We start from the raw sequence: 25,539 nt of genomic DNA, 5'->3' as shown, positions 1-25,539 counted from the left end.
GCTAGGTACTGGTAATTAGCTGATCTGCAAGACCCGAGCCATGGCCTGGTCGTCTTCTTTGGCGCTGTTCATCATCTTGATGTGCAATTCGAACTGCCTGGACAAGGCCAGTACTGCGGTCATCTCTTCCACGGCATTGACGTTGCTCGACTCCAGGAATCCCGACACCAGCTGGACATTGGCATCGGCCGGCGCCGGCTGGCCGTCCTTGGTCTTGATCGAGCCATCGAGCCCTTTGGTCAGGTTCTTGATGTCCGGATTGACCAGCTTGATGCGATCGACCTCGGCCATGACCCGCGGCCCCTCACCCATGGCACGGATGCTGATGGTGCCGTCCTGGCCCACTTCGATCTTCTGCTCAGGCGGCACGGCGATCGGACCGCCGTTGCCCATGACCGGCATGCCGTTGCCGGCACGCAGCACACCCAGGGCGTCGACGTTCAAGCTGCCGGTGCGCACATAGCTTTCGCTGCCATCGGGGCTTTGCACGGCGATCCAGCCCTTGCCGCTGACGGCTACGTCCAGGTCACGACCGGTTTCCACCATCGAGCCGGGAGTAAAGTCCGTGGCTGGCCGCTCGCCCATGGCAAAGGCCCGCGCCGGAAAACTGTCACCAAACACCGGCATCGCGCGCGCCTGTTCCAGGTCGCGCTGAAAGCCGTTGGTGGAGATGTTCGCCAGATTGTTGGCATGAGCCTTTTGCGCCAGTGCGTTCTGGCTGGCGCCGGTCATTGCCACATAAAGGTACTTGTCCACAATCGTTCCTCATCTGCCGGACGTTTGCCGCCCCACGCTGTAGTAGGCATGGCGCAAGCAATTTCTACACCAACTTCCACGCCAAGCAACGCACACCATGCAGGCCGGGGCTTTAACGCAAGCAACGTGGTTTTCAAGACGAGCCAAGAGACGAAAAAACGGCGGACTTATGCCGCTGACGGCAAGTATCGGTCGCGCTCCCGGGGAACTTTCGACCACCAAGCCGGCACTTTGTGAACAGTTCTTGCTAGACACAGTCGCTGGCGCTCGCGACTTCAGTTTGCAGGGGGGTGGCCGACACCTAAGCCAGTGACTGCCAAGGAGAACCACTTTGAACCTGTACCTCAATCAGCTGCGCAAGACAGCCGACTTCAAGGAAGCCATCTATTCCGGGGATATCTTCCTGGACACTGACCTGGCCACCGCAAAAGAACTCTGCGGGTACGCCAAGGAAAGCATCACCGCGGCATTCGATGGCGAAACCAACCACCAGGCTCTGCACACGATGATGCCGGTAGAAGAGTTCGTCAGCCGGGTTACCCGACTCAAGGGCCAGTTCACCAACAGCCAGCGCGTCAAGGATCTGATCCTTGCCTTCATTCACGAGATCGGCATCGATCCTCGGGACTACATTTTCGACGTACCGCGCCTGCGGGTCGTGCCCAACTACGACTACCTCCACGCCGGCGTCAGCTACGCCTACAAGCCTCATCGCGACAGCTGGTATGGCAGCGTGGACTGCCAGATCAACACCTGGATGCCGGTCTACAGCATCACCCCGGACCAGACCATGATGATCAACCCCGGCTACTTCGAGAAGCCGGTGGCCAACACCTCGAAAGACTGGAGCCTGAAGGACTGGATCAGTAACCAGCGCCACAAGGCCAAGGACAACCTGACAGAAGAAGTGCGGGTCCATCCAGTTCCCCTGGAAGAGATCGACAACGCCTCGGAGATCCGCATTGCCGGCAATTGCGGCGAGATGCTGGTGTTCTCCGGCTCGCACCTGCACGGCACGGTGCCCAACCACACCGATCGCACCCGCTTCAGCGTGGACTTCCGCCTGATGCACCTCGAAGACCTGAAACACCACCGCGGAGCCCCCAACGTCGACAGCGCCTGCCCCGACGTCGGCTCCGGCTTCAAAGACTACTTCCACGCCCACGACTTCTCGAATTTCCAAGGATTCAAGCCATGACCAAACGTCGCCTTACCCCCGCCGAAGCCGAATACAACGAAACCCGCGCCGGCGTACTCAAGCGGGTCGACGCCGAGTACGTTGCCGACGCACCCTTCGTCTTCGCCAACCGCATCAACGTCACCGCCGCGCTGTCGCGCATGGAGCTGTTCAAGAAGGTCATGGATGTACCCGGCGCGATCATCGAATGCGGCGTGTACAAGGGCAACTCACTGATGCTCTACATGCACCTGTCGATGATCCTCGAGCCTTACGCCATCAACCGCTCCATTGTGGGCTTCGACACGTTCGAAGGCTTCACCAGCATCAACAAGGACGAAGACCCGGCCGACATCAACGAAAGCATGTTCTCCGACACCGACCAGTCGCTGATCCAGGACATGATCGATGCCAACGACCTGCTGCGTCCGGTGAACCGTATCCCGCGCTGCGAGCTGGTCAAGGGCGACATCTGCAAGACCGTGCCGGAATTCGTCAAATCGCGTCCGGACCTGGTAGTGGCCATGCTGATCCTCGACACCGACCTGTACGAACCCACCAAGGTCGCGTTGGAAACCTTCCTGCCGTACATGCCCAAGGGCGCCATCGTGGTTCTCGACGAAGTCGCCTACCGCAACTTCCCGGGCGAAACCAAGGCCCTGCGCGAAGTGTTCGACATGAACAAGATCGAACTCAAGCGCCTGCCTTTTGACTCCTGTGTCGGCTACTTCCATATCTGAAGACAGCCAGCCCCGAGCCAAACGAAAAGCCCCGCTTCATCAGCGGGGCTTTTTTATTCCGGAGATTCCTTGCCGACCTCGTACTGGCGCAACTTGTTGGCAATGGTGGTATGGGACACCCCCAGACGCTTGCCCAACTGCCGGCTGCTGGGATGCTCGGCATACAGGCTTTCCAGCACGGCCTTCTCAAAGCGCCCGACGATCTGTTCCAGGCCGCCCTCCAGGGAGAAATCCCCCAGGGGCTGACGGGCACCGTAGTCCGGCAAGCGGATGTGCTCGGCCTTGACCATGCCGCCATCACACAACGAGACCGCCTGGAACAACACGTTCTCCAACTGCCGGACGTTGCCCGGCCAGTGGTAGTGACTCAGGCGCTCCATGGCCGCCGGTGCCAGTCGCGGCAGCGGGCAGCCGATCTGCCGGCTGGCCTGATCGAGAAAATGCTCCACCAGCGGGGTCAGGCCATCGAGGCATTCGCGCAGGGGCGGTATGTGCAGCGACAGCACATTCAGCCGGTGATAGAGGTCCTGGCGAAACTCGCCCCGGGCACAGAGCTCCGACAGGTCGACCTGAGTCGCGCAAATTACCCGCACATCCAGATACACCTCTTCATCACTGCCCACCCGCCGGAAGCAGCCATCCTGCAGAAAACGCAGCAACTTGACCTGCAGACGCGGGCTCATCTCCCCCACGCCGTCGAGAAACAGGGTGCCTCCGGCGGTCAGTTCCAACAGTCCCAGCTTGCCCTCGGCCCGCGCCCCTTCGAAGGCCCCGGGGCCATAGCCGAACAGCTCGGTTTCAGCCATGGATTCCGGCAACCCGGCGCAGTTCAGGGCCATCAGTGGCGATTGCCCCCGCGGGCTGGCCAGGTGGCAGGCGCGGGCCAGCAGCTCCTTGCCGGTGCCGGTTTCGCCCTCGATCAACAGCGGCGCATCCAGCGGCGCCATGCGCCGTGCCTCACGCACCACCGCCGCCATGACTTTCGAACTCTGGAAAATACTGTCAAAACCGCGCAACTCCTGCTTGCGCACGTTGTAGATGCGCTCACCGACCCGATCCGCCCGATGCAAGGTCAATACCGCGCCGGCCATGGCCTCGCTGTCGTCGTGCTCGGATTGCAGCGGGGCGATGTCCGCCAGGAACACATCGCCCTTGACCTTGACCCGCAGCCCGTTGATCCGCGACTGGTTGGCCCGTACCAGTTCCGGCAAGTCGAAGTCCTCGGCATAGCGCGACAGGGGAATGCCCGGCACCTCATCCACCCGCACCCCCAGCAACTGCGCCGCCGCCCGGTTGGCGGCAACGATGGAGCCGCCCATATCGATGGACAACACCGGGAACTCCAGCGCCCCCAGCAGCGCATTGAGCTCCATATGCCGACGCTCGCTGGGCATCAGCCCGACACGCTTGACACCGAAGACCCCGGCGATGGATTCGAACTTGGGGCGCAGCGCCTGGAACTGCAGATTGATCAGGTTCGGGCAGTGCAGGTAGATGGCGTTGCCATGCTCGCCCCCCACTTCGCCACGGGCCACGTTGATCCCGTACTCCACCAGCAGATTGAGAATGTCGCGCAGGATGCCGATGCGGTTCTGGCAGTGAACTTTGATACGCATAAAAGGAGGCCCGGAGCTGATGATAAAGGGCATAAACGCCAAAAACCGACGTTTTTGACGCCGACCTTGGCAAACTTTCTGCAGGGTGACGCAGATAATCGTCAAGATTATGTGACAGCAAAGGGCTTTTTCAAAGCTGAAAACCCACAACACGGCGGCCATCCAGGCAAATTCGTAACGATTACTTTACAAATAGACACCCAATAGCCCCTCACGCCCACCGAACGCCTGCTGCAAAGCGTCGCACCCTCGGGTAAGACTGGGGTCACACATAACAAGAACGCATCCCCTGGCAGGAGAGCAGCATGAAGCAGACGCAGTACGTGGCCCGCGAGCCCGACGCGCAAGGTTTTATCGACTATCCACCCGAAGAACACGCGGTGTGGAACACCCTGATCACGCGTCAGCTGAAAGTCATCGAAGGTCGTGCGTGCCAGGAGTATCTGGATGGCATCGAGAAACTCGGACTGCCCCACGATCGCATCCCGCAGTTGAGCGAAATCAACAAGGTCCTCGGCGAAACCACCGGCTGGCAAGTGGCCCGGGTGCCGGCGCTGATTCCCTTTCAGACCTTTTTCGAACTGCTGGCCAGCAAGCGTTTCCCGGTGGCGACCTTCATTCGCACCCCAGAAGAGCTGGACTACCTGCAGGAGCCGGACATCTTCCACGAGATCTTCGGCCACTGCCCGCTGTTGACCAACCCCTGGTTCGCTGAATTCACCCACACCTACGGCAAGCTCGGCCTGCAAGCCACCAAGGAAGAGCGGGTATACCTGGCGCGCCTGTACTGGATGACCATCGAGTTCGGCCTGGTAGAAACCCCGGCCGGGCGACGCATCTATGGCGGTGGCATCCTCTCCTCGCCCAAGGAAACCGTATACAGCCTCTCCGAAGCCCCGGAACACCAGGCCTTCGACCCGCTGGAAGCCATGCGCACGCCGTATCGCATCGACATCCTGCAACCGATCTATTTCGTCCTGCCCAACCTCAAGCGCCTGTTCGACCTGGCCCATGAAGACATCATGGCCCTGGTCCACCAAGGCATGCAGCTGGGCCTGCACGCGCCCAAGTTCCCGCCAAAACCCAAGGCGGCCTGAGCGGTTCGCACTCGCGAGCCGCTGCGAAAGATAGTAACTTCCAACAAGAATCGAACTCAGGAACACACCATGACCGCTCTGAACCAAGCCCATTGCGAAGCCTGCCGCGCCGATGCTCCACAAGTCAGCGACGAAGAACTGCCGGTACTGATCAAGCAGATCCCTGACTGGAACATCGAAGTTCGCGACGGCGTGATGCAGCTGGAAAAAGTCTTCCTGTTCAAGAACTTCAAGTTCGCCCTGGCCTTCACCAACGCCATGGGCGAGATCTCCGAAGCCGAAGGTCATCACCCGGGCCTGCTCACCGAGTGGGGCAAGGTCACCGTGACCTGGTGGAGCCACTCGATCAAGGGCCTGCACCGCAACGACTTCATCATGGCCGCCCGCACCGACGAAGTGGCCAAGACCGCAGAAGGACGCAAGTAATGCATTTTGACGCCATCGGCCGGGTACCCGGCGACCCGATTCTCGGCCTGATGGGGGCCTACGCCAGCGATCCCAATCCGAACAAGTTCGACCTCGGCGTGGGGGTCTACAAAGACGCCCAGGGCCTGACTCCGATTCCGCGTTCGGTGAAGCTGGCCGAGCAGCGCCTGGTGGATCGCCAGGACACCAAGATCTACATCGGCGGCCACGGCGACGCGGCCTTCGGCAAGGTGATCAATGAACTGGTGCTGGGCAGCGACTCTGCGCTGATCGCCAGCCAGCGCGTCGGTGCCACCCAGACCCCGGGCGGCACTGGCGCCCTGCGCCTGAGCGCCGACTTCATCGCCCACTGCCTGCCGGGCCGTGGCGTGTGGCTGAGCGATCCGACCTGGCCGATCCACGAAACCATCTTCGCCGCAGCCGGAGTCAAGGTCAGTCACTACCCTTACGTGGGCAGCGACAACCGCCTGGACGTCGAGGCCATGCTGGCGACCCTGAACCGGGTGCCCGAGGGCGATGTGGTGCTGCTGCACGCCTGCTGCCACAACCCGACCGGCTTCGACCTCAGCCACGCCGACTGGCAACGGGTACTGGACGTGGTGCGCAGCCGCAAGCTGCTGCCACTGATCGACTTCGCCTACCAGGGCTTTGGCGATGGCCTGGAGCAGGATGCCTGGGCGGTGCGGCTGTTCGCCGCCGAACTGCCGGAAGTGCTGATCACCAGCTCCTGCTCGAAGAACTTCGGCCTGTACCGCGACCGCACCGGCGCCCTGATCGTTTGCGCTCAGGACGGCGAAAAACTGCTGGACGTGCGCAGCCAACTGGCCCACATCGCCCGCAACCTGTGGTCCACACCACCGGATCACGGCGCTGCAGTGGTCGCCACCATCCTTGGCGATGCCGAACTCAAGCGCCTCTGGATCGACGAAGTGGAAGCCATGCGCCAGCGCATCGCGCAACTGCGCGCCGGCCTGGTGGAGGCCTTGCAACCCCATGGCCTGGCCGAGCGCTTCGCCCATATCGGTGTGCAACGCGGGATGTTCTCCTACACCGGCCTGAGCCCGGCTCAGGTGCAGGCGCTGCGTGAGCAGCACAGCGTGTACATGGTCAGCTCCGGCCGTGCCAACGTGGCCGGGATCGACGCCACCCGCCTGGACCTGCTGGCCGAGGCCATCGCCCGGGTCGTCTGAAACATGTGTTTGCCGAGGCGGGCGTCTAAAGGACGCCCACCTCGGCAAGGCACTTGCGGCGCGGCCCTGATCCTTTCATCCCAAAAAATCGCGATAAAAATCTTTTTGTCATTTCCAGTGCTGTATCCTGCCCAGGCTTTTTAAAAGCGCGGACCTACCCAGCGATTTAAAAAACAGACTTTGCGAGGAGCAACGACATGCATGAGATCCCGAATCTCCCCTTCCCAAGCCTGCACGAAACTGAGCAGACCACCCCGCCCCAAGCCAGTGCTGAAAAGCCTGTAGTGCAAGAAGCCGCCGACCGCCGCAAGGCCGACAGCGAAGACTGAAAAGTGCTGTAACCAGACCGTGTGGAAAGCGCTACTCAAGCGCTTTCCACACCGCCTGAAACCTCCCTCCGAGCCTCACCCGACCATGACCGACTCCTTCAGCGAAACCCAGGCCAGCGTACTGATCGGCACCGCGGAAAAAATGATCGAGGTGTGGAACCGCCTCAGCGCGCAGAAACAGGCCGCCCTGCTGGCCCGCTTCGGCACCCAGGAAAACGCCATCGCCGCCCTGGTCACCACTCACCTGCTGCAAGACCAAGACGCCTGAGTCAACACCCTGACCCGAAAGATCTGAACAACGCGTCGAATTCTCCCCCTGCATCAGCGTCCACATCGGTATCATAAGCAGCCTATCTATTTAGCTGTCGCCGTGGACCCATCCCCATGCCAGATTCCCAGCGCCCCTTGGCGGTCACGCTGCAAGTCGTCTCCATCGTCCTGTTCACCTTTATCGGCTACCTGAACATCGGCATTCCCTTGGCGGTGCTGCCGGGCTATGTGCACAGCGACCTGGGTTTTGGCGCGGTGATCGCCGGCCTGGTGATCAGCGTGCAGTACCTGGCCACCCTGCTCAGCCGCCCCTACGCAGGACGCATCATCGACAACCTGGGTAGCAAGCGCGCGGTGATGTACGGTCTGGCCGGCTGCGGACTGAGCGGTGTGTTCATGCTGCTTTCGGCCTGGCTGCAACATCTGCCGACCCTGAGCCTGATCAGCCTGCTGACCGGCCGCCTGGTGCTGGGCAGCGCGGAAAGCCTGGTGGGCTCGGGTTCGATTGGCTGGGGCATCGGGCGAGTCGGCGCGGCCAACACCGCCAAGGTGATCTCCTGGAACGGCATCGCCAGCTACGGCGCCCTGGCCATTGGCGCGCCCCTGGGCGCGTGGCTGGTCGATCATCTCGGCTTGTGGAGCATGGGCTCGAGCATCATCCTGCTGGCCGTGCTCGGCCTGCTGCTGGCCTGGCCGAAAGTCGCCGCCCCCATCGTCGCCGGCGAACGCCTGCCATTCATCCATGTGCTGGGCAAGGTCTTCCCCCACGGCTGCGGCCTGGCCCTGGGCTCCATCGGCTTTGGCACCATCGCCACGTTCATCACCCTATATTACGCCACTCAGCATTGGGCCAACGCGGTGCTGTGCCTGAGCCTGTTCGGCGCCAGCTTCATCGGTGCCCGCTTGCTGTTCGGCAACCTGATCAACCGCCTGGGCGGCTTTCGCGTGGCGATCGCCTGCCTGTCGGTGGAAACCCTCGGCCTGTTGCTGCTGTGGCAGGCTCCGGACGCCAACTGGGCCCTGGCCGGCGCGGCCTTGAGCGGCTTCGGCTTCTCCCTGGTGTTCCCGGCCCTGGGGGTGGAGGCGGTGAACCTGGTGCCGGCCTCCAGCCGAGGTGCCGCGGTGGGCGCCTATTCGCTGTTCATCGACCTGTCGCTGGGCATCACCGGCCCCCTGGCCGGGGCGATTGCCGCGGGTTTCGGCTTTGCCTCGATCTTCCTGTTCGCCGCCATCGCCGCTTGCTGCGGCCTGGTACTCAGCCTGTGCCTGTACCGTCAGGCACCCCGACAGCGCAAGGAACGCGCACTCGGCTAGAAGTCCACCTTGCCGCGACCGGCCTTGATGTTGCCGCGCTTGGCCTTGCTCTCCAGACGGCGCTTCTTCGAACCCAGGGTCGGTTTGGTGGGGCGGCGTTTCTTTTCCACCTTGACGGCACTGAGGATCAGCTCGGTGAGGCGCTCAAGGGCATCGGCACGATTCTGCTCCTGAGTGCGGTACTGCTGGGCCTTGAGAACGATCACGCCGTCACTGGTGATGCGACTGTCGCGCAGCGCCAGCAGGCGCTCCTTGTAGAAGGGCGGCAAGGACGAGGCCGGAATGTCGAAGCGCAAATGCACCGCGCTGGACACTTTATTGACGTTCTGCCCTCCCGCGCCCTGGGCGCGGATGGCGGTCAGCTCGATCTCGGCATCCGGCAGATGCACATTGTTGGAAATCACCAGCATGGAACAGGAATCCGTTTTCAGGGCCCACAGGATACCCCCATTACCCGGGCTCCGGCGGGCCTCTTCGCCGCCCAGCACACACTTGCAGGCGGCCTGCCGGCGCAAGCAATCCAAGCCCGCACAAGAATCACAGGCATGAAAAACCCGGCCGGAGCCGGGTTAGTCCTTGCCGGGGCCGCGCTTACTTCAGCGAAGCACTGGCCGCCTGCAGCGGTTGCTGGGCACTGCGCTTGTTCTTGATCAGGTAGCAGACCCACATGAACACCACCCACACCGGGATCGCGTACACCGAGATCTGGATGCCCGGGATCATCAGCATGATGCCGAGGATGAACACCACGAATGCCAGGCAGACGTAGTTGCCATAGGGGTACCACAGGGCCTTGAACAGCGAGGTCTGGCCGGTGCGGTTCATGTGCTGGCGGAACTTGAAGTGCGAGTAGCTGATCATCGCCCAGTTGATCACCAGGGTCGCCACCACCAGGGACATCAGCAGTTCCAGTGCGTGCTGCGGGATCAGGTAGTTGAGCACCACGGCAACGAAGGTCACCACCGCCGAGGCGAGGATCGACATCACCGGCACACCGCGCTTGTCGATCTTGGCCAGGACTTTCGGCGCATCCCCCTGCTCCGCCATGCCCAGCAGCATGCGGCTGTTGCAGTAGGTGCCGCTGTTGTACACCGACAGCGCCGCGGTCAGGACCACGAAGTTGAGGATGTGCGCCGCAGTGTTGCTGCCCAGCATCGAGAACACCTGGACGAACGGGCTGCCGCTGTAGGCATCGCCGGAAGCGTTCAGGGTCACCAGCAGGGTGTCCCATGGGGTCAGCGACAGCAGCACCACCAGGGCGCCGATGTAGAAAATCAGGATGCGGTAGATCACCTGATTGATCGCCTTGGGGATCACGGTCTTCGGCTTGTCGGCTTCAGCTGCGGTGAAACCGAGCATTTCCAGGCCGCCGAAGGAGAACATGATGATCGCCATGGCCATCACCAGGCCGCTGACGCCATTGGGGAAGAAGCCACCGTGGGACCAGAGGTTGCTCACCGAGGCTTGCGGGCCGCCATGGCCGCTGACCAAAAGGTAGCTGCCCAGGGCGATCATGCCGACGATGGCCACCACCTTGATGATGGCGAACCAGAACTCGGCCTCGCCGAAGACCTTGACGTTGGCCAGGTTGATGGCGTTGATCATCACGAAGAACACCGCCGCCGAGGCCCAGGTCGGGACGTCCGGCCACCAGTAGTGCACATACTTGCCGACCGCGGTCAGCTCCGACATGCCCACCAGGATGTAGAGAATCCAGCAGTTCCAGCCAGAGAGGAAACCGGCGAAGCCGCCCCAGTACTTGTGGGCGAAGTGGCTGAAGGAACCGGCCACCGGCTCTTCGACGATCATCTCGCCCAACTGGCGCATGATCATGAAGGCGATGAAACCACAGATGGCGTAGCCGAGGATCATCGATGGGCCAGCGGATTTGAGTACCCCGGCCGAGCCCAGGAACAAACCGGTGCCGATCGCGCCGCCCAGGGCGATCAGTTGAATATGGCGATTTTTCAGGCCGCGTTTCAGCTCGCCCGAATGCGAGTTTTGTCCACTCATGAAAAGGTTCTCACGCAAGGTTTGATGATGTTTGCAAGACGTTGCCGCCCGATGAGGCTTAAGCGGCGCGGAGCAAACCCCAGCGCAGGCACCCGAAATTCAGCGTTTTTCTAACGGTCATGCGTCACCTGTTTGTTTTTATCTGTGACGAAATCGAACCCACCACGCTCGTGACGCGGCGGAGTGAACAAGGTGGATAACCTTGAGTTTATTGGCCCGGCAGCGCGGCTCCCAGCGCCCTCGGGGCAGGCTGAAACGCGCGACGCAGACGCAAAATGCGCGGGTACGCAGTTGGGTCACAGTTAAAACGCCGCGCATTGTACACCCCTGACCCCCTGCCGCCAGACACCGCTGTATCAGCGTGCCGGTAACCGGGATCTTGCGGGGCCTGCTCGATGCTCGACATCGGCGGCGGAACATTGGACGGACCGCGTGGGGTCGTCGATGAAGGTGCGATGACCATCGCCCTTCGAAGGGTGTCGGTGAAAGTCGGTTACGGCGTTCATTGCGCCTCCTTCTTGTTATGCACCTGTACGCAGGCAGGTGTGCATCTCACCCGCCTTGGCGCTCCGGAACAAGCGGGCCAGAGCCTCGGCAAGCAGATGGCTCACGGTCCGCCGGCAGCTTTTCCTTACAGCGCCACGACCCGTGCCGTTTCAGGGCGCAACACGCAACATTTCGTCATTTTTTCTTTACAGCGCGTAACGTTAACTTGCCAAGACAGATCATCCGCCCCGGCGACTGCAAATTGACGCGCCGACCGCGGCGCCGCCGGGAGTGCTTTAGCTTTTTGTTTTCAGGCGATAAATAGCTCGCGCAAAAATAGAAAATAAAGTTCAGTAGAAAATAATCTAAATATTTTTTTGCACTTCAAAATGCCCTGAACTAGGTTTCCAGCCACTTGCCGGATGCCTCGTCCGACAGGTACGAGGAGCGGCTGCGCAGCCTGTGCAAGCATCTCGTTCACCGCTGTTGATCCGCTCTGCCAATGGACTGCTATGCGCTATGTCATCTAGGAGAGTCACCATGCAAACACTGGAACAAGACCTGGAAACCGAACTGCAACTGGACGAGTGGTTCGAAGCGGCCACTCATGATGCAGCCGTGGAAATGATGCAGGCCGACGCCGTGGTGCCGTTCGGCACGGCGATGTGGCCAATGTAAGGCGCCCGGACCGGAGCAGGCCTTGCGCCTGCCCCGGTCACCTTTGTCCTCCAGGGAGGTTTTATGGACCAGACCCGCGCCATCCGCCATTTCCTGTACTACCTCGAACGCCACCCGGCCCTGAGCAACGCCCGAGCGCAGAAAGTGGTGCTCGGCCACACCGCCGACTACCAGGCCATGGTCAGTGCCATCCTCGAACAGGCGCGCCAGGCCACGCCGCTGACGCTCAGCGCCCTGCGCCTGGACCTGGAGCCGGCCGAACGCCTGGCCCGGGCGATCATCGACTGCGACCTGTACATTTTTTTCTACGACTCCTCGACCCTGACCCAGCCCCGCCCCGACGGCCCGGAGTTCCTCCGCCCGCTGCACGGACTGATGGCCGAGCACTGGAAGAAGTCGCTGCTGTTCAAGGATTACGGCGAGTACTTCTACGACACCTTCAGCGTCGAGCCGCAGCGTATCGCCGACCTCAATGCCACCTTGATCCGCCGCCTGTCCCAGGCTTCGACCCTGAGCTTCAGCGACCCCCAGGGCTCATATTTCGAGACCCCCCTGAGCAACGTGAAGAAATGGACCGACATCAACGGCGTCGGCAACTACGACCTGGCACCCGGGGAAATCGCCACCCACAGCGAGGCCATCAACGGTCATGTGAAGTTTCTCGGCACCTTCCTCGGCACCATCCCCTTCGCCCGTAAATACGGGGTACTGCAAGCACCGCTGGAGCTGTGGATCGAGAACTCCAGCATCACCAGGGTCGCCACCGAGGTACCGGGGCTGGCCAACGACTTCAACAAATACCTGGATGCCAACCCGTCCAACCGGCGCATCGAGGAGCTGGGCATCGGCACCAACGAAGGCATCAGGTCCCTCTACGGGCGCAATTCCGGCTTCGAGGAGCGCCACTGCGGCCTGCACCTGGGGCTGGGAGGCGGCGCCAAGGGCAGCCACCACCTGGATCTGATCTTCAGCTCAGGGGTGCTGGCGGTGGACAACAAGCCGGTGTTCGACGGCCAGTTCGCCTTCTAGCGCAGCCGCAGGCTGGTAGGTAGGCGCTGGCTTTTCAGCGAAGACGATCATGCCCCAGGCGCAGGACTTGAGAGCCTGTTCGCCGGCAAGCCGGCGCCCACCAAGCACCGGGCAAAAAAAACGCCAACCCGAGGGTTGGCGTTGTTGTCGGCTGGCCGACGCTTACTCCGGCTTGCGACGACCGAAGCCGGGACGCTGGCCGGCACCGGCCGGGGCGCCACGACGCTTGCCGGACGGCGCGTCCTTGTCCAGCACCGGGCTTGGACGCTTGGACTTCGGTGCCGGTTTGGCCGGACGCTTGGTGTCCGCCGGACGCTCGGCTACCGGCGTGCCCCGACCGCTGGCCGGACGCGGCGCGCGTGGCGCGCGCTCACCGTCCTGACGGGCCGCCGGCTTGCGCCCTGGGCGCTCGCCTTCGATCTGCGGCTCGCGGGAAGCACGCGGGCTGGCCGGTGCGCCGGTGGCCGGACGCAGGGTGCGCACGCGCTCGCTCTTGCCCACCGGACGCGAGGATTTGCGCTGCATGCGCTCCAGCTTGTCCTTGGACTTGGCGTTGAGCTGCGGCAGGGCCACCGGGGTCAGGCCGACTTCGGCACTGAGCACGTCGACTTCGTACTGGCTCATTTCGCGCCAGCGGCCCATGGGCAGGTCTGAGTTGAGGAACACCGGACCGAAGCGCACGCGCTTCAGGCGGCTGACCACCAGGCCCTGGGATTCCCACAGGCGGCGCACTTCACGGTTGCGCCCTTCCATCACCACGCAGTGGTACCAGTGGTTGAAACCTTCGCCACCGGGCGCCTGCTGGATGTCGGTGAACTTGGCCGGGCCGTCTTCGAGCATGACCCCGGCCTTGAGGCGCTCGATCATCTCGTCGTCGACCTCACCACGCACACGCACCGCGTACTCGCGGTCCATCTCGTAGGACGGGTGCATCAGGCGGTTGGCCAGCTCACCGTCGGTGGTGAACATCAGCAAGCCGGTGGTGTTGATGTCCAGGCGGCCGATGTTGATCCAGCGGCCTTCCCGCGGACGCGGCAGCTTGTCGAACACGGTCGGACGGCCTTCCGGGTCGTCACGGGTGCAGATTTCGCCGTCGGGCTTGTTGTACATGATCACGCGGCGCACCGATTCGGCGGCCTCTTCGCGCTTGATCACCTTGCCATCGATGGAAATGGCGTCATGCAGGTCGACGCGCAGGCCCAGGGTGGCCTCTTTGCCGTTGACCTTGATCCGGCCCTGGCTGATCCAGGCCTCGACGTCGCGGCGCGAGCCGACGCCGATACGGGCGAGGACTTTCTGCAGTTTCTCGCCGGCTGGACGGATTTCCTGGTCGTTCTGATCGGTATCGCTCATCTGGGCACCTCCCGGTGTAGCGCTTCAGGCTAGAGCGGCCTGAAGACGTGAAAACAGGTTCTGTGGCGAAGGGATCGCCAAAGGGTCGCGAATCATACGCTCATGGCGGCGATTGCGCATCACAGACTAGTTGATAAGTCGCCGCCCGGGCTTTTTTCCGCCAACCGGTGACCGGCATCGCCGTGGGAGCCGGCTGGCCGGCACGTCATGCGCCGCACCGACTGATGCCTTCGCCGGCAAGGTCAGTCGTCCAGCAGGCGGCGTTCGTTTTCGATGGCTTCGGCCAGGGCCAGGGCTTCGGCTTCTTCTTCGCTCAATTGCGGTGGCGAAGGCTCCAGCGCGGCCACGGCGGCCAGCAATTTGGCCCGGGCCTCGGCGACACCCAGCACATCGTCCTCGGCTGCACCCTGCGGCTCTGCTTCGGGCTCGACCGCAAACTCATGGGAGTCATCCAAGTCGTCACCAGGGATGTCAGGCTCGGCTTGCACCTCCGGGTGATCGAACAGCGGCTCCGAGTTCCCAGGCTCAACCGCGCCATCGCGATGCAGGTCGTCGAAGTCGGTCTTGATCCCCTCCTCCATGGAGTCCAGCTCCAGCAACAGGGTATGGAAGCTGGTTTCTTCCTTGGGCTCTTCCTGCTCCGCGCTGGCGTCGGCCAGTTGCTGCAAGTGCTCGGGCACGGGGGCGTCATCGAACTCCAGCACCGGCTCGGCTTCGATCTCCCGCAGTTCGGCCAGCGGCGGCAGGTCGTCGAGGTTCTTCAGGTTGAAATGGTCGAGAAAGGCCTTGGTGGTGGCGAACATCGCCGGTTTGCCCGGCACATCACGGTAGCCCACCACCCGAATCCACTCGCGCTCCAGCAGCGTCTTGACGATGTTGCTGTTGACCGCCACGCCGCGCACATCTTCGATCTCGCCGCGGGTAATCGGCTGGCGGTAGGCAATCAGGGCCATGGTTTCCAGCAGGGCACGGGAGTAGCGCTGCGGGCGCTCCTCCCACAGGCGGCCGACCCAGGGCGCGAACTTTTCGCGGATCTGCAAGCGATAGCCAGAAGCCACTTCCTTGAGCTCGAACGCCCGCCCCTCGCAGGATTTGCCCAGCAGGGCCAGGGCCTTCTTGAAGACGGCCGGGTCCGGCCGCTCGGCTTCTTCGAAGAGCTCGAACAGGCGTTCCAGGGACTGGGGTTTTCCCGAGGCCAACAGAAAGGCTTCGAGCAGGGAGGCCAGCTCGCGGGGTTCATTCAGGTTCATGATTTAAGCTCGTTATTCGGCTCGCGCCCGTACGTGGATGGCCGCAAAGGGCTCATTCTGCACCAGCTCGACCAGGGATTCCTTGACCAGTTCGAGGATCGCCATGAAGGTCACCACCACCCCCAGGCGCCCTTCCTCGGCGGTGAACAGCTCGACAAAGGGCACGAAACCGCCGCCCTTGAGCCGCTCCAGCACATCGCTCATGCGCTCGCGGGTAGACAGGGCCTCGCGGCTGACCTGGTGGCTTTCGAACATGTCGCCACGGCGCAGCACCTCGGCCATGGACATCAGCAACTCTTCCAGGGCCACATCCGGCAGCAGCTTGCGCACCCGAGCCTCGGGCGCATCAAGCTTGGGCACCACCACGTCGCGGCCAACCCGGCTCAGGCCGTCGATGCCTTCAGCGGCGGCCTTGAAGCGCTCGTATTCCTGCAGGCGGCGGATCAGCTCGGCCCGCGGGTCGTCCTCTTCTTCCTCGACCTCGGCGGAACGCGGCAAAAGCATTCGCGATTTGATCTCGGCCAGCATCGCCGCCATCACCAGGTACTCGGCGGCCAGCTCCAGGCGCACCGACTGCATCAGTTCCACATAGCCCATGTACTGGCGGGTGATTTCCGCCACCGGGATGTCGAGGATATTGATGTTCTGCTTGCGGATCAGGTACAGCAGCAAGTCCAGCGGGCCTTCGAAGGCTTCGAGGAAGACCTCCAGGGCATCCGGGGGGATGTACAGGTCCAGGGGCATTTCCATGACCGCCTGGCCATAGACCATGGCGAATGGCAGCTCCTGTTGGGCACCGGCCTGCTCGTCGACGGTTTCTACTGCGGACATCTAGGCCTCGGCCATGAACGGCGCAGGGTCGCCACAACCGACGCGGATCACTTCCGGCTCGCCATCGGCCAGGCTGATCACTGTGGACGACTCGGTGCTGCCGAAGCCGCCGTCGATGATCAGGTCCACCTGATGCTCCAGCAACTGGCGCATCTCATAGGGATCGCTCAGGGCCTCGGTGTCGCCGGGCATGATCAGGCTGACACTCATCAGCGGTTCGCCCAGCTCGGCCAGCAGCGCCAGGGCAATCGGGTTGCTCGGCACCCGCAGGCCGATGGTGCGGCGCTTGGGGTGCAGCAGCAGGCGCGGCACCTCCCGGGTGGCATTGAGGATAAAGGTATAGGGCCCCGGCACATGGGCCTTGAGCAGGCGGAAGGTGCCAGTGTCGATCTTGGCGAACAGGCCCAACTGCGAAAGGTCGCTGCAGATCAGCGCGAAGTTGTGCTTGTCGTCCAGTTGCCGCAAGCGGCGCACCCGCTCGATCGCCGCCTTGTCGCCCATCTGGCAGGCGATCGCATAGGACGAATCGGTGGGATAGATCACCACGCCACCGCCACGGATGATCTCGACGGCCTGTTTGATCAGGCGCGGCTGGGGGTTTTCCGGGTGGATCTGGAAAAATTGACTCACTGTCTCTACCTGTTCAGGCGGCAATAATTGGCTCATGTTTGAAGCGACACCATAGCGGTGGCAGATCCTCGGGTACCGGGCGGTATTCGCCGATCTCGGACCAGCCTCCTGGACCATGAAAGTCACTGCCGGCGCTGACCAGCAGTCCGAATTCACGAGCAAGAATAGCCAAACTGCCCACTTGCTCCGCAGGTTGATGGCCATTGACCACTTCGATTGCATGACCACCGGCTTGAATATAGTCGGCAATCAGACGGCGACGCTTGCTGCGGGTGAAATCGTAGTGCCAGGGATGGGCCAGGCTGACCCAGGCACCGGCCTCGCGCAGGGTGCCGACCGTTTCCTCCAGGGTGGGCCAGTGCAGCTTGACGTCACCCAGCTTTCCCGCCCCCAGCCACTTGCGGAAGGCTTCGGCGCGGTCCTTGACGAAGCCGGCACGCACCAGGTAGTCGGCAAAGTGCGGCCGCGCCGGGGCGTTACCGCTGTCTCCCAGCTCCTGCTGGATGGCCCGGGCGCCTTCCAAAGCGCCCGGCATGCCCTTGAGGGCCAGCTTGCGGCTGATTTCCTCGGAACGCAGCCAGCGCCCTGCGTGAAGTTTCTCGATGGCTGTCACCAGGGCCGGGGCCCGGGTATCAAATCCGTAGCCCAGCACATGAATAGTGGCGCCGCCCCAGGTGCAGGACAGTTCGACGCCATTGACCAGTTGCATGCCCAGTTGCGCCGCTGCCTGACGGGCCTCATCCAGCCCTTCGAGGGTGTCGTGGTCGGTCAGGGACAGGATTCGCACGCCTCTCTCGTACGCACGCGCAACCAGAACCGCAGGCGCCAGGGCGCCGTCGGAGGCCGTGCTATGGCAGTGCAAATCGACATTCACAGGATGTTAAAACCTCAAGTCAGCTGGCGCTTTCGCGACCAAGGATGTTTGTTATTATGCCGCCACATCCTGCTTCTGGCTGCCACTGTGAAACAATTCATCGACTTCATCCCGCTGTTCCTGTTTTTCATCGTCTATAAAATCGATCCCCGGGTCGTCGACCTGGCCGGGCACGAAGTCACCGTGGGCGGCATCTACAGCGCCACGGCGGTGCTGATCATCAGTTCCCTGGTGGTGTACGGCGCGCTGTTCATTTCCCAGCGCAAACTGGAAAAGAGCCAGTGGCTGACCCTGGTCGCCTGCCTGGTCTTCGGCAGCCTGACCCTGGCCTTCCACAGCGAAACCTTCCTCAAGTGGAAAGCCCCGGTGGTCAACTGGCTGTTCGCCCTGGCCTTCATCGGCAGCCATTTCATCGGCGACCGCCTGCTGATCAAGCGCATCATGGGTCACGCCCTGACCCTGCCTGATCCGGTGTGGACCCGCCTGAACATCGCCTGGATCGCGTTCTTCCTGTTCTGCGGCGCCGCCAACCTGTTCGTCGCCTTCACTTTCCAGAGCATCTGGGTCGACTTCAAAGTCTTCGGCAGCCTGGGCATGACCGTACTATTCCTGGTGGGCCAGGGCATCTACCTGTCGCGCCACCTGCATGACGCCGATCCCACTACCCCGAAAACCGAGGACTGACATGCTTTACGCAATCATTGCCACAGACGTCGCCAACTCCCTGGAAAAACGCCTGGCCGCACGCCCGGCGCACCTGGAGCGACTGCAAGTACTCAATGAGCAAGGGCGTGTGGTGCTGGCCGGCCCGCACCCGGCGATCGACAGCAACGACCCCGGCGCCGCCGGCTTCACCGGCAGCCTGATCGTGGCCGAGTTCGAGTCCCTGGAAGCCGCCCAGGCCTGGGCCGAAGCCGACCCCTTCGTCACTGCCGGCGTCTACGCCAACGTGCTGGTCAAGCCGTTCAGGCAATCGATGCCGTAAATCCTCCCCGACGCGATGAACCTTCAGGGTCCATCGCGTTCTCAATCGCTCATTATTCTCGTTTGACGGCCGACAACCTGCCCAACACTCGATTGGAATCAGGAGTTTCGATGCGCCAAGGTCCGCTGTGTCTGCTGTTGGTCATGTTGTCGATCGGGGCTCCGGCCCTTGCCGAGGAAACCCAGGAAACCGGCCATTCGACGCCGCTGTCCCTGAGCGCCGGCAGTCAGATCACCGAGTTGCAGCAACGCTTGAAAGAAAGCGAGCGCCTGCGAGAAGAGCTGAGCAAACAATTGCAAAGCGCCGACGCCGAACGGGAAAGCCCACAACTGGCCCGCTTGCGCCAGGAGAACCAGCGCCTCAAGCTGCAGCTCAAAGAGGCCCAGGCCAACCCGGTGCCGCGACTGCTGACCGATCAGCAGCAATGGTTCGTCACTGGCGGCGGCGTGGCCCTCATCGCCCTGCTCTGCGGTATCTTCGCCAGTGGCGGGCATCGCAAGCGTCGACAATGGCTAAATTGAGTGATTCATGAGCGACCTGTTACTGATTGATGATGACCAGGAGCTGTGCGAGCTCCTGAGCAGTTGGCTCGGCCAGGAAGGCTTTCAAGTGCGTGCCTGCCACGATGGCTGGAGCGCACGCCGGGCCCTGGCCGAAGCGGCCCCGGCAGCCGTGGTGCTGGACGTCATGCTGCCCGACGGCAGCGGCCTGGAACTGCTCAAGCAACTGCGCAACGACCACCCCGACCTGCCGGTGCTGATGCTTTCGGCCCGCGGCGAGCCCCTGGACCGCATCCTCGGCCTGGAACTGGGCGCCGACGACTACCTGGCCAAGCCTTGCGACCCTCGCGAACTCACTGCCCGCCTGCGCGCAGTCCTGCGCCGCAGCCACCCGGTGGCGGCTTCCAGCCAGCTGGAGCTGGGCGACCTGTGCTTCAGCCCGATTCGCGGCGTGGCCACCATTGACGAGCAGGACATCAGTCTCACGGTTTCCGAAAGTCGCCTGCTGGAGGCCCTGCTCAAGCAACCTGGCGAGCCGCTGGACAAACAGGAACTGGCGCAGATCGCGCTGGGCCGCAAGCTGACCCTGTACGACCGCAGCCTGGACATGCACGTCAGCAATCTGCGCAAGAAGATCGGCCCCCACCCAGATGGTCGCCCGCGCATCGTTGCCCTGCGCAGCCGCGGCTACTACTACAGCCTGTAACCGCGTCCCGACGCCATTGTCAGGACGCCGGCCCGGCGTCTTTACCCAAGCTTTACCCTCCACTGACCGCCGCTGACCTTGATCTGGGTAACCTGAACTCATCCGGAACTTACCGGGAATGAGACAAGGAGACACACCATGCGCAAGACCCTGATCGCTCTGTTGTTCGCCGCCGCCCTGCCAACCGTGGCCATGGCCATGCCTGAGGGCAACGGCCCGATGGGGCCGATGGACGGTCCACGGCACAGCGAGCACATGCGCGGCAAAGGCCCCTTCGGTCAACTGGACCTGAGCCGTGAGCAACGCCAACAGATCGGCAAGCTGATGGGCGAGCAAATGCACGACCGCAAGGCCGTCGTGGAAAAATACCTGGAAAAACTCTCGCCGGCCGACCAGAAAGCCATGAAAGACGAACTGGCCGCCAAACAGCAGAAAACCCAGGCTGACATCCGCGCCCTGCTCAAGCCCGAGCAGCAGAAAGAATTCGACGCCATCGTGAAGAAACAAGAGGAACGTCGCGCCGAATGGGCCGAGTTCAAGGCCTGGAAAGCGCAACAACCGCAAAAAGCGCAATAATGCGTTAGCGTCCATCCCCCAGCCCAGTGGCCTGCGCCACTGGGCTTTCGCGTTCGAGGAGTCTCTGTGCGTTCATTGTTCTGGCGCATCCTGGCCAGTTTCTGGCTGGCCATCACCCTGGTTGCCGGGTTGTCGATCCTGCTCGGGCACATGCTCAACCAGGACGCCTGGATCCTCAGTCGCCATCCGGGGCTCAACAGCCTCACCGCGGAGTGGACGCAAACCTACGAAACCCAGGGCGAAGACGCCGCCCAGGACATCCTCCAGCAGCGCAAGCGCCAGTACCACATCGATGTCCAGGTCCTCAATGAGAGCGGCGACCCGGTGGTACGCGGGACTTTCCCGCGCCGCGCCGCCGCCTTCGAGGCCCGGCAGAACAACGACGACCGCCACCTGCCCTGGCGCCGCCTGACCGCGGAATACACCAGCCCGACCACCGGCGATACCTATCTGTTCATCTACCGCATCCCCCATCCGGAGCTGGATGCCTGGCACCGCGACAGCCTGACCTGGCCCCTCAGCGCCCTGGCCATTGCCCTGGTGGTGCTGACCCTGTTCAGCCTGCTGGTAACCCTGTCCATCACCCGTCCGCTGAGCCGCCTGCGCGGCGCCGTACACGATCTGGGCCAGGCCAGCTATCAGCAGAACAGCCTGGCGCGCCTGGCCAATCGGCGCGACGAGTTCGGCGTACTGGCCCGGGACTTCAACCGCATGGGCTCGCGTCTGCAAAGCCTGATTGGCAGCCAGCGTCAGTTGCTGCGGGATGTGTCCCACGAACTGCGTTCCCCCCCTGGCACGGCTGCGCATTGCCCTGGCCCTGGCCGAGCGTGCCGCCCCCGAAGAGCGGGAGCGGCTGTGGCCCCGACTGACTCGGGAATGCGATCGCCTGGAGGCGCTGATCAGCGAGATCCTGGTGCTGGCCCGGGTCGACGCGGACAACGCCAGCGCCGAGGACGTGGACCTCAATGCCTTGCTGCTGGCCCTGCAAAAAGACGCGCAACTGGCCTGCCCGGAGCAACAGGTGCAGATCGACGCCCAGCCGCAGCTGAGCCTGCGAGGCTGGCCGACCATGCTGGAGCGAGCGGTGGACAACCTGCTGCGCAATGCCCAGCGCTTCAACCCCGCCGGGCAACCGATCGAGGTCCAGGCCCTGCGCCAGGGCGACAGGATCCTGATCAGCGTGCGCGACCACGGGCCCGGGGTGGGCGCCGAACACCTGAAACAGTTGGGTGAGCCGTTCTTCCGCGCACCAGGGCAAAGCGCACCCGGCCATGGCCTGGGCCTGGCCATTGCTCGCCGGGCGGCGGAGCGTCACGGCGGCAGTCTGTTACTGGACAATCACTCCCAGGGCGGCTTCATCGCCACCCTGGAGTTGCCCCTGATGCCCGGCGCGCCAGCCCCCGCCTGAAACCAGCGCGGGCAAGCCGCTACTGCCAGGTCCGGCGGTAACGGGCTTGCCCGCGATGCAACACAGCGACCGCTGGTGTCGATCAGGCCTTGGCGCTCCAGGCGCTGACAAACTCGCTGGTGTCGACTTTTGGTGCGACCCGAGGCTCGTTCAGCGGCGTCCCCAGGTACAGGAAGGCAATGATCTCTTCCCCCTCCGTCAGGCCCAGCCCCTTGGCCACGTGCGGCGAATAGGACAACTCGCCGGTGCGCCACACGGCGCCAATGCCCTGGGCATAGGCCGCCAGCAGGATACCGTGGGCTGCACAGCCCGCCGCCAGCAATTGCTCGGACTTGGGCACCTTGAAATGCTCCTGCAGCCGCGCCACGACCACTACCACCAGCGGTGCACGCAGCGGCATGGCCCGGGCCTTGTCCAGCGCGGCCTGAGTCACTTCGCCGCCTTGCAGCTGTACGGCTTCAACCAGCAGTTCGCCCAACTGATCACGGGCTTGGCCTTCGACGGTGAGGAACCGCCAGGGGCGCAATTGCCCGTGGTCCGGCGCGCGCAAGGCGGCGGCGAACAGTGCTTCGCGCTGCGCGGCGCTGGGCGCAGGCTCCACCAGGCGCGGCACGGAAACACGGTTGAGCAAAGCGTCGAGAGCCTCCATCGGCCACCTCCTGAAAAAAATGTCCGGCCATTCTAACGGCATCCGCCGCCGGGGTGCCGGTTTACATGCCCTGCCCCGCAGGTAGAATGAGCGCCCTTCACCTACCAGCCCGAGCGCAATACATGGCGTTGCCGACTTTAAGAATCATTGGCTTCATCATCGGCATCTTCCTCATCACCCTGGCCATCGCCATGGTGGTACCGATGGCGACACTGGTGATCTTCGAACGCACCGGCGACCTGCCGTCCTTCCTCTGGGCCAGCATGATCACCTTTATCGCCGGGCTGGCCCTGGTGATTCCCGGTCGCCCCGAGCACATCCACCTGCGCCCGCGAGACATGTACCTGCTGACGGTTTCCAGCTGGGTGGTGGTGTGTATCTTTGCCGCCCTGCCGTTCCTGCTGACCCAGCACATCAGCTACACCGATTCGTTCTTCGAAAGCATGTCCGGCATCACCGCCACCGGCGCCACGGTGCTCAGCGGCCTGGACAGCATGTCCCCGGGCATCCTGATCTGGCGCTCGATGCTGCACTGGCTGGGGGGCATCGGCTTTATCGGCATGGCGGTGGCGATCCTGCCGCTGCTGCGCATTGGCGGCATGCGCCTGTTCCAGACCGAGTCCTCGGACCGCTCGGAAAAGGTCATGCCGCGCTCGCACATGGTGGCGCGCCTGATCGTCGCCACCTATGTCGGCATCACCATCTTCGGCAGCCTGGCGTTCTGGTGGGCCGGCATGAACGTGTTCGACGCCATCAACCACGCCATGTCGGCAATCTCCACCGGCGGTTTCTCCACCTCCGACGACTCCCTGGCCCACTGGCAGCAACCGGCAGTGCACTGGGTGGCGGTGGTGGTGATGATCCTCGGCAGCCTGCCCTTCGCCCTCTATGTGGCGACCCTGCGCGGCAACCGCAAGGCGTTGATCAAGGATCAGCAGGTCCAGGGCCTGCTCGGCATGCTCCTGGTGACCTGGCTGGTACTGGGCACCTGGTACTGGTGGACCACCGACCTGCACTGGCTGGACGCCCTGCGTCACGTGGCGCTGAACGTGACCTCGGTGGTCACCACCACCGGGTTCGCCTTGGGCGACTACAGCCTGTGGGGCAATTTCTCACTGATGCTGTTCTTTTATCTGGGGTTCGTCGGTGGCTGTTCAGGCTCCACGGCCGGAGGGATCAAGATCTTCCGCTTCCAGGTGGCCTACATCCTGCTCAAGGCCAACCTCAATCAGCTGATCCACCCCCGGGCGGTGATCAAGCAGAAGTACAACGGCCACCGCCTGGACGAGGAAATCGTCCGTTCGATCCTGACCTTCTCGTTCTTCTTCGCCATCACCATCTGCATGATTGCCCTGGCCCTGTCGCTCCTGGGCCTGGACTGGATGACCGCCCTGACCGGCGCCGCCAGCACCGTATCCGGCGTGGGCCCGGGCCTGGGCGAAACCATCGGCCCGGCGGGCAACTTCTCGACCCTGCCGGATGCCGCCAAGTGGATCCTGTCCCTGGGCATGCTCCTGGGCCGACTGGAGATCATTACGGTGTTCGTGTTGTGTATTCCGGCGTTCTGGCGTCATTGACCGACGCCGGCAGCGCCAGCAGGCGTGCCCGATACTCACCCGGCGTGGTATCGAACCAGCGGCGAAACGCCCGGAAGAAATTGCTCGGATCGGCGAACCCCAACAGGTAGGCAATCTCCAGCAAGGTCATGCGCGGCTGCGCCAGATACTGCTCGGCCAACTCTCGCCGGGTGTCGTCCAGCAGGGTCTGGAAGCTGGTGCCCTCCTCCTGCAGACGACGCTGCAACGTGCGCTGCGACAGGTGCAGGGTCTGCGCCACCACCTCGCGCTTGGGCTCGCCCTGGGGCAACAGGCGGCACAGCACCTGCCGCGCCTTGTGGGTCACCCGGCTTTCAGAAAAGCGCGCCAGGTACTCGCCGGCAAAACGATCGTGCAGCAAGGCCATCGCCTCGTTGGCCGTGGGCAGTGGCGCCTCCATGTCGGCGCGTTCGAAGATCAGTGCATCAAAGGGCGCGGAGAACGCCAGCGGGGCATGGAACATCTCCTTGTAAGGCTGCAGGTCCTCGGGCTGCTCGCCTTGCAGCAGTACCTTGCGTGGCTGCAGGGCCCGTCCGGTCAACCAGCTGCACAGGGCCAGTGCGCAGGCCAGCGAGGCCTCGGCACTTTGCCGGGTGGGCGGCAGATGGTCGCCATGTACCGTCAGGATCAGCGCATAACCCTCGGGTAAAAGACGAAAGCTCAGGTCGGCGCTTTCGGCAATGATGCGCTGATAGCGCACCAGACGCTGAAAGCCTTCGACCAGGGTACGACTCGACATCAAGGCGTAACCGGCCACATGAAAGGATGCCGGACGCACCACCTTGCCCATGTTCAGGCCGATCGCCGGGTTGCCGGACAACTCGACGGCACGCTGCCAGAGCCGGGTCATCGAATCCTGGGGGAAGCGCGCGTCGGGGTCTTCGAGAGCGCCGTAGTCGAGCCCCAACTGCTCGAACAAAGCGCGGCAGTCCAGGCCATCCATCTCCAGAGCCTTGACTATTCCCAAGGCCCAGCTTGCAGAAGTCGTTCGTTCGCTCATGAGGGCTTCTTACATGACAAGCCGCATGCTACGGCCAATTGCCCAAGGATACTAAAGTGGC

General features: G+C 63.1%; 29 protein-coding genes and 1 pseudogene. 19 read left to right on the top strand and 11 right to left on the bottom strand.

The window, feature by feature from the left end; genetic code table 11:
• Positions 1-15 precede the first annotated feature (15 nt).
• Positions 16-756 (bottom strand): flagellar basal body rod protein FlgF, encoded by a 741-nt coding sequence (locus POS17_RS08085; protein ID WP_016965788.1) that lies wholly within the window; start codon positions 754-756, stop codon positions 16-18.
• Between the two features lie 331 nt (positions 757-1,087).
• Here POS17_RS08085 and POS17_RS08080 point away from each other — a divergent pair, with 331 nt between their 5' ends.
• Positions 1,088-1,954, top strand: a complete 867-nt coding sequence (locus POS17_RS08080; RefSeq protein ID WP_060838117.1) for a hypothetical protein — start codon at positions 1,088-1,090, stop codon at positions 1,952-1,954.
• Entirely contained in the window at positions 1,951-2,673 is a 723-nt protein-coding gene (locus POS17_RS08075) for a TylF/MycF/NovP-related O-methyltransferase (protein WP_060838116.1), read from the top strand. Before POS17_RS08080 ends, POS17_RS08075 begins: the two co-directional genes overlap by 4 nt.
• Positions 2,674-2,726: 53 nt before the next feature.
• Here POS17_RS08075 and POS17_RS08070 read toward each other — a convergent pair whose 3' ends face one another.
• A complete protein-coding gene (locus tag POS17_RS08070) occupies positions 2,727-4,289 on the bottom strand; it encodes a sigma-54-dependent transcriptional regulator (RefSeq protein ID WP_060838115.1) in 1,563 nt (520 codons plus the stop codon).
• Here POS17_RS08070 and POS17_RS31590 point away from each other — a divergent pair.
• From POS17_RS31590 to POS17_RS08045, 7 genes are all read left to right on the top strand, one after another.
• Positions 4,272-4,496 (top strand): hypothetical protein, encoded by a 225-nt coding sequence (locus POS17_RS31590; protein WP_129405521.1) that lies wholly within the window; start codon positions 4,272-4,274, stop codon positions 4,494-4,496. The two genes, POS17_RS08070 and POS17_RS31590, sit on opposite strands and share 18 nt — an antisense overlap.
• Positions 4,497-4,594: 98 nt before the next feature.
• Positions 4,595-5,386 carry a phenylalanine 4-monooxygenase gene (gene phhA, locus POS17_RS08065; RefSeq protein WP_060838114.1) on the top strand — a complete coding sequence of 264 codons (792 nt, stop codon included), beginning with the start codon at positions 4,595-4,597 and terminating at the stop codon, positions 5,384-5,386.
• Between the two features lie 69 nt (positions 5,387-5,455).
• Positions 5,456-5,812: a 4a-hydroxytetrahydrobiopterin dehydratase gene (locus tag POS17_RS08060; RefSeq protein WP_007930096.1), complete on the top strand. Its 357-nt coding sequence runs from the start codon at positions 5,456-5,458 to the stop codon at positions 5,810-5,812.
• Positions 5,812-7,002 carry an amino acid aminotransferase gene (locus POS17_RS08055; protein ID WP_060838113.1) on the top strand — a complete coding sequence of 397 codons (1,191 nt, stop codon included), beginning with the start codon at positions 5,812-5,814 and terminating at the stop codon, positions 7,000-7,002. The genes POS17_RS08060 and POS17_RS08055 overlap by 1 nt, the downstream gene beginning before the upstream one ends.
• Before the next feature lie 197 nt (positions 7,003-7,199).
• Positions 7,200-7,331, top strand: coding sequence for a hypothetical protein (locus POS17_RS32430; protein ID WP_256596728.1), 132 nt, complete (start codon positions 7,200-7,202; stop codon positions 7,329-7,331).
• An 85-nt stretch (positions 7,332-7,416) separates the two neighbouring features.
• On the top strand, positions 7,417-7,599 hold the full coding sequence (locus tag POS17_RS08050; RefSeq protein WP_060838112.1) for a hypothetical protein: 183 nt from the start codon (positions 7,417-7,419) through the stop codon (positions 7,597-7,599).
• Positions 7,600-7,715: 116 nt separating this feature from the next.
• Positions 7,716-8,915, top strand: a complete 1,200-nt coding sequence (locus POS17_RS08045) for an MFS transporter (protein ID WP_060838111.1) — start codon at positions 7,716-7,718, stop codon at positions 8,913-8,915.
• Here POS17_RS08045 and arfB read toward each other — a convergent pair.
• Together arfB and POS17_RS08035 are read right to left on the bottom strand one after the other, a co-directional pair.
• Complete coding sequence (gene arfB / locus POS17_RS08040) at positions 8,912-9,325, bottom strand: alternative ribosome rescue aminoacyl-tRNA hydrolase ArfB (protein ID WP_060838110.1); 414 nt, start codon at positions 9,323-9,325, stop codon at positions 8,912-8,914. The genes POS17_RS08045 and arfB overlap by 4 nt on opposite strands.
• 181 nt (positions 9,326-9,506) lie before the next feature.
• The gene (locus POS17_RS08035; protein WP_060838109.1) at positions 9,507-10,928 is read right to left on the bottom strand and encodes an amino acid permease; all 1,422 of its coding nucleotides are present in this window, start codon (positions 10,926-10,928) and stop codon (positions 9,507-9,509) included.
• 395 nt (positions 10,929-11,323) lie between these two features.
• Here POS17_RS08035 and POS17_RS31585 point away from each other — a divergent pair, with 395 nt between their 5' ends.
• From POS17_RS31585 to POS17_RS08030, 3 genes are all read left to right on the top strand, one after another.
• A complete protein-coding gene (locus POS17_RS31585) occupies positions 11,324-11,680 on the top strand; it encodes a hypothetical protein (protein ID WP_129405520.1) in 357 nt (118 codons plus the stop codon).
• Between the two features lie 274 nt (positions 11,681-11,954).
• A complete protein-coding gene (locus POS17_RS32135; protein WP_016964425.1) occupies positions 11,955-12,092 on the top strand; it encodes a hypothetical protein in 138 nt (45 codons plus the stop codon).
• 63 nt (positions 12,093-12,155) lie between these two features.
• Complete coding sequence (locus POS17_RS08030) at positions 12,156-13,121, top strand: leucyl aminopeptidase (RefSeq protein WP_060838108.1); 966 nt, start codon at positions 12,156-12,158, stop codon at positions 13,119-13,121.
• 162 nt (positions 13,122-13,283) lie between these two features.
• Here POS17_RS08030 and rluB read toward each other — a convergent pair whose 3' ends face one another.
• The 5 genes from rluB to POS17_RS08005 all read right to left on the bottom strand — a co-directional run bounded on the left by rluB (position 13,284) and on the right by POS17_RS08005 (position 18,059).
• Positions 13,284-14,474 carry a 23S rRNA pseudouridine(2605) synthase RluB gene (gene rluB, locus POS17_RS08025; protein ID WP_060838107.1) on the bottom strand — a complete coding sequence of 397 codons (1,191 nt, stop codon included), beginning with the start codon at positions 14,472-14,474 and terminating at the stop codon, positions 13,284-13,286.
• A 242-nt stretch (positions 14,475-14,716) separates the two neighbouring features.
• Positions 14,717-15,724 (bottom strand): SMC-Scp complex subunit ScpB, encoded by a 1,008-nt coding sequence (gene scpB / locus POS17_RS08020; RefSeq protein ID WP_060838106.1) that lies wholly within the window; start codon positions 15,722-15,724, stop codon positions 14,717-14,719.
• Positions 15,725-15,736: 12 nt separating this feature from the next.
• Positions 15,737-16,435 carry a segregation and condensation protein A gene (locus POS17_RS08015; RefSeq protein ID WP_173655933.1) on the bottom strand — a complete coding sequence of 233 codons (699 nt, stop codon included), beginning with the start codon at positions 16,433-16,435 and terminating at the stop codon, positions 15,737-15,739.
• Between the two features lie 120 nt (positions 16,436-16,555).
• On the bottom strand, positions 16,556-17,185 hold the full coding sequence (locus POS17_RS08010; protein WP_060841894.1) for an L-threonylcarbamoyladenylate synthase: 630 nt from the start codon (positions 17,183-17,185) through the stop codon (positions 16,556-16,558).
• Positions 17,186-17,198: 13 nt separating this feature from the next.
• On the bottom strand, positions 17,199-18,059 hold the full coding sequence (locus POS17_RS08005) for a PHP domain-containing protein (RefSeq protein WP_016965852.1): 861 nt from the start codon (positions 18,057-18,059) through the stop codon (positions 17,199-17,201).
• An 87-nt stretch (positions 18,060-18,146) separates the two neighbouring features.
• Between POS17_RS08005 and POS17_RS08000 the strand changes: the two genes are divergently transcribed.
• From POS17_RS08000 to POS17_RS07975, 6 genes and pseudogenes are all read left to right on the top strand, one after another.
• On the top strand, positions 18,147-18,743 hold the full coding sequence (locus POS17_RS08000; protein ID WP_060838105.1) for a septation protein A: 597 nt from the start codon (positions 18,147-18,149) through the stop codon (positions 18,741-18,743).
• Position 18,744: 1 nt separating this feature from the next.
• Positions 18,745-19,044 carry a YciI family protein gene (locus POS17_RS07995; protein ID WP_060838104.1) on the top strand — a complete coding sequence of 100 codons (300 nt, stop codon included), beginning with the start codon at positions 18,745-18,747 and terminating at the stop codon, positions 19,042-19,044.
• 110 nt (positions 19,045-19,154) lie between these two features.
• Positions 19,155-19,565: a translation initiation factor 2 gene (locus POS17_RS07990; RefSeq protein ID WP_016965849.1), complete on the top strand. Its 411-nt coding sequence runs from the start codon at positions 19,155-19,157 to the stop codon at positions 19,563-19,565.
• 7 nt (positions 19,566-19,572) lie between these two features.
• A complete protein-coding gene (locus POS17_RS07985; protein WP_060838103.1) occupies positions 19,573-20,250 on the top strand; it encodes a response regulator transcription factor in 678 nt (225 codons plus the stop codon).
• A gap of 138 nt (positions 20,251-20,388) precedes the next feature.
• On the top strand, positions 20,389-20,826 hold the full coding sequence (locus tag POS17_RS07980; RefSeq protein WP_016965847.1) for an LTXXQ domain-containing protein: 438 nt from the start codon (positions 20,389-20,391) through the stop codon (positions 20,824-20,826).
• A 66-nt stretch (positions 20,827-20,892) separates the two neighbouring features.
• Positions 20,893-22,234, top strand: a pseudogene (locus tag POS17_RS07975) (ATP-binding protein).
• Positions 22,235-22,316: 82 nt separating this feature from the next.
• Here the strand turns inward: POS17_RS07975 and POS17_RS07970 are convergent.
• The gene (locus POS17_RS07970; RefSeq protein WP_060838102.1) at positions 22,317-22,883 is read right to left on the bottom strand and encodes a nitroreductase family protein; all 567 of its coding nucleotides are present in this window, start codon (positions 22,881-22,883) and stop codon (positions 22,317-22,319) included.
• Positions 22,884-23,005: 122 nt separating this feature from the next.
• Here POS17_RS07970 and POS17_RS07965 point away from each other — a divergent pair, with 122 nt between their 5' ends.
• A complete protein-coding gene (locus tag POS17_RS07965; RefSeq protein ID WP_016962638.1) occupies positions 23,006-24,460 on the top strand; it encodes a TrkH family potassium uptake protein in 1,455 nt (484 codons plus the stop codon).
• On the opposite strand, the gene POS17_RS07960 is transcribed toward POS17_RS07965, so the two are convergent.
• Positions 24,417-25,478, bottom strand: a complete 1,062-nt coding sequence (locus tag POS17_RS07960) for an AraC family transcriptional regulator (RefSeq protein ID WP_060838101.1) — start codon at positions 25,476-25,478, stop codon at positions 24,417-24,419. The two genes, POS17_RS07965 and POS17_RS07960, sit on opposite strands and share 44 nt — an antisense overlap.
• Positions 25,479-25,539 lie beyond the last annotated feature (61 nt).

It is taken from the genome of Pseudomonas sp. Os17, assembly GCF_001547895.1.
Classification (GTDB): domain Bacteria; phylum Pseudomonadota; class Gammaproteobacteria; order Pseudomonadales; family Pseudomonadaceae; genus Aquipseudomonas.
Note: the sequence above shows the minus strand (reverse complement) of the source record. Positions and strands in the feature narration are given on the sequence as shown.

Coding starts and splice junctions, on each gene's coding strand:
- POS17_RS08045 (WP_060838111.1), top strand. CDS start 7,716: ATGCCAGATTCCCAGCGCCCCTTGGCGGTCACGCTGCAAGTCGTCTCC.
- POS17_RS08075 (WP_060838116.1), top strand. CDS start 1,951: ATGACCAAACGTCGCCTTACCCCCGCCGAAGCCGAATACAACGAAACC.
- POS17_RS07990 (WP_016965849.1), top strand. CDS start 19,155: ATGCGCCAAGGTCCGCTGTGTCTGCTGTTGGTCATGTTGTCGATCGGG.
- POS17_RS07980 (WP_016965847.1), top strand. CDS start 20,389: ATGCGCAAGACCCTGATCGCTCTGTTGTTCGCCGCCGCCCTGCCAACC.
- POS17_RS07965 (WP_016962638.1), top strand. CDS start 23,006: ATGGCGTTGCCGACTTTAAGAATCATTGGCTTCATCATCGGCATCTTC.
- rluB (WP_060838107.1), bottom strand. CDS start 14,474: ATGAGCGATACCGATCAGAACGACCAGGAAATCCGTCCAGCCGGCGAG.
- POS17_RS07995 (WP_060838104.1), top strand. CDS start 18,745: ATGCTTTACGCAATCATTGCCACAGACGTCGCCAACTCCCTGGAAAAA.
- POS17_RS08055 (WP_060838113.1), top strand. CDS start 5,812: ATGCATTTTGACGCCATCGGCCGGGTACCCGGCGACCCGATTCTCGGC.
- POS17_RS08070 (WP_060838115.1), bottom strand. CDS start 4,289: ATGCGTATCAAAGTTCACTGCCAGAACCGCATCGGCATCCTGCGCGAC.
- POS17_RS07970 (WP_060838102.1), bottom strand. CDS start 22,883: ATGGAGGCTCTCGACGCTTTGCTCAACCGTGTTTCCGTGCCGCGCCTG.
- arfB (WP_060838110.1), bottom strand. CDS start 9,325: ATGCTGGTGATTTCCAACAATGTGCATCTGCCGGATGCCGAGATCGAG.
- POS17_RS31585 (WP_129405520.1), top strand. CDS start 11,324: ATGCTCGACATCGGCGGCGGAACATTGGACGGACCGCGTGGGGTCGTC.
- phhA (WP_060838114.1), top strand. CDS start 4,595: ATGAAGCAGACGCAGTACGTGGCCCGCGAGCCCGACGCGCAAGGTTTT.
- scpB (WP_060838106.1), bottom strand. CDS start 15,724: ATGAACCTGAATGAACCCCGCGAGCTGGCCTCCCTGCTCGAAGCCTTT.
- POS17_RS07960 (WP_060838101.1), bottom strand. CDS start 25,478: ATGAGCGAACGAACGACTTCTGCAAGCTGGGCCTTGGGAATAGTCAAG.
- POS17_RS08050 (WP_060838112.1), top strand. CDS start 7,417: ATGACCGACTCCTTCAGCGAAACCCAGGCCAGCGTACTGATCGGCACC.
- POS17_RS32135 (WP_016964425.1), top strand. CDS start 11,955: ATGCAAACACTGGAACAAGACCTGGAAACCGAACTGCAACTGGACGAG.
- POS17_RS07985 (WP_060838103.1), top strand. CDS start 19,573: ATGAGCGACCTGTTACTGATTGATGATGACCAGGAGCTGTGCGAGCTC.
- POS17_RS08030 (WP_060838108.1), top strand. CDS start 12,156: ATGGACCAGACCCGCGCCATCCGCCATTTCCTGTACTACCTCGAACGC.
- POS17_RS08060 (WP_007930096.1), top strand. CDS start 5,456: ATGACCGCTCTGAACCAAGCCCATTGCGAAGCCTGCCGCGCCGATGCT.
- POS17_RS08035 (WP_060838109.1), bottom strand. CDS start 10,928: ATGAGTGGACAAAACTCGCATTCGGGCGAGCTGAAACGCGGCCTGAAA.
- POS17_RS32430 (WP_256596728.1), top strand. CDS start 7,200: ATGCATGAGATCCCGAATCTCCCCTTCCCAAGCCTGCACGAAACTGAG.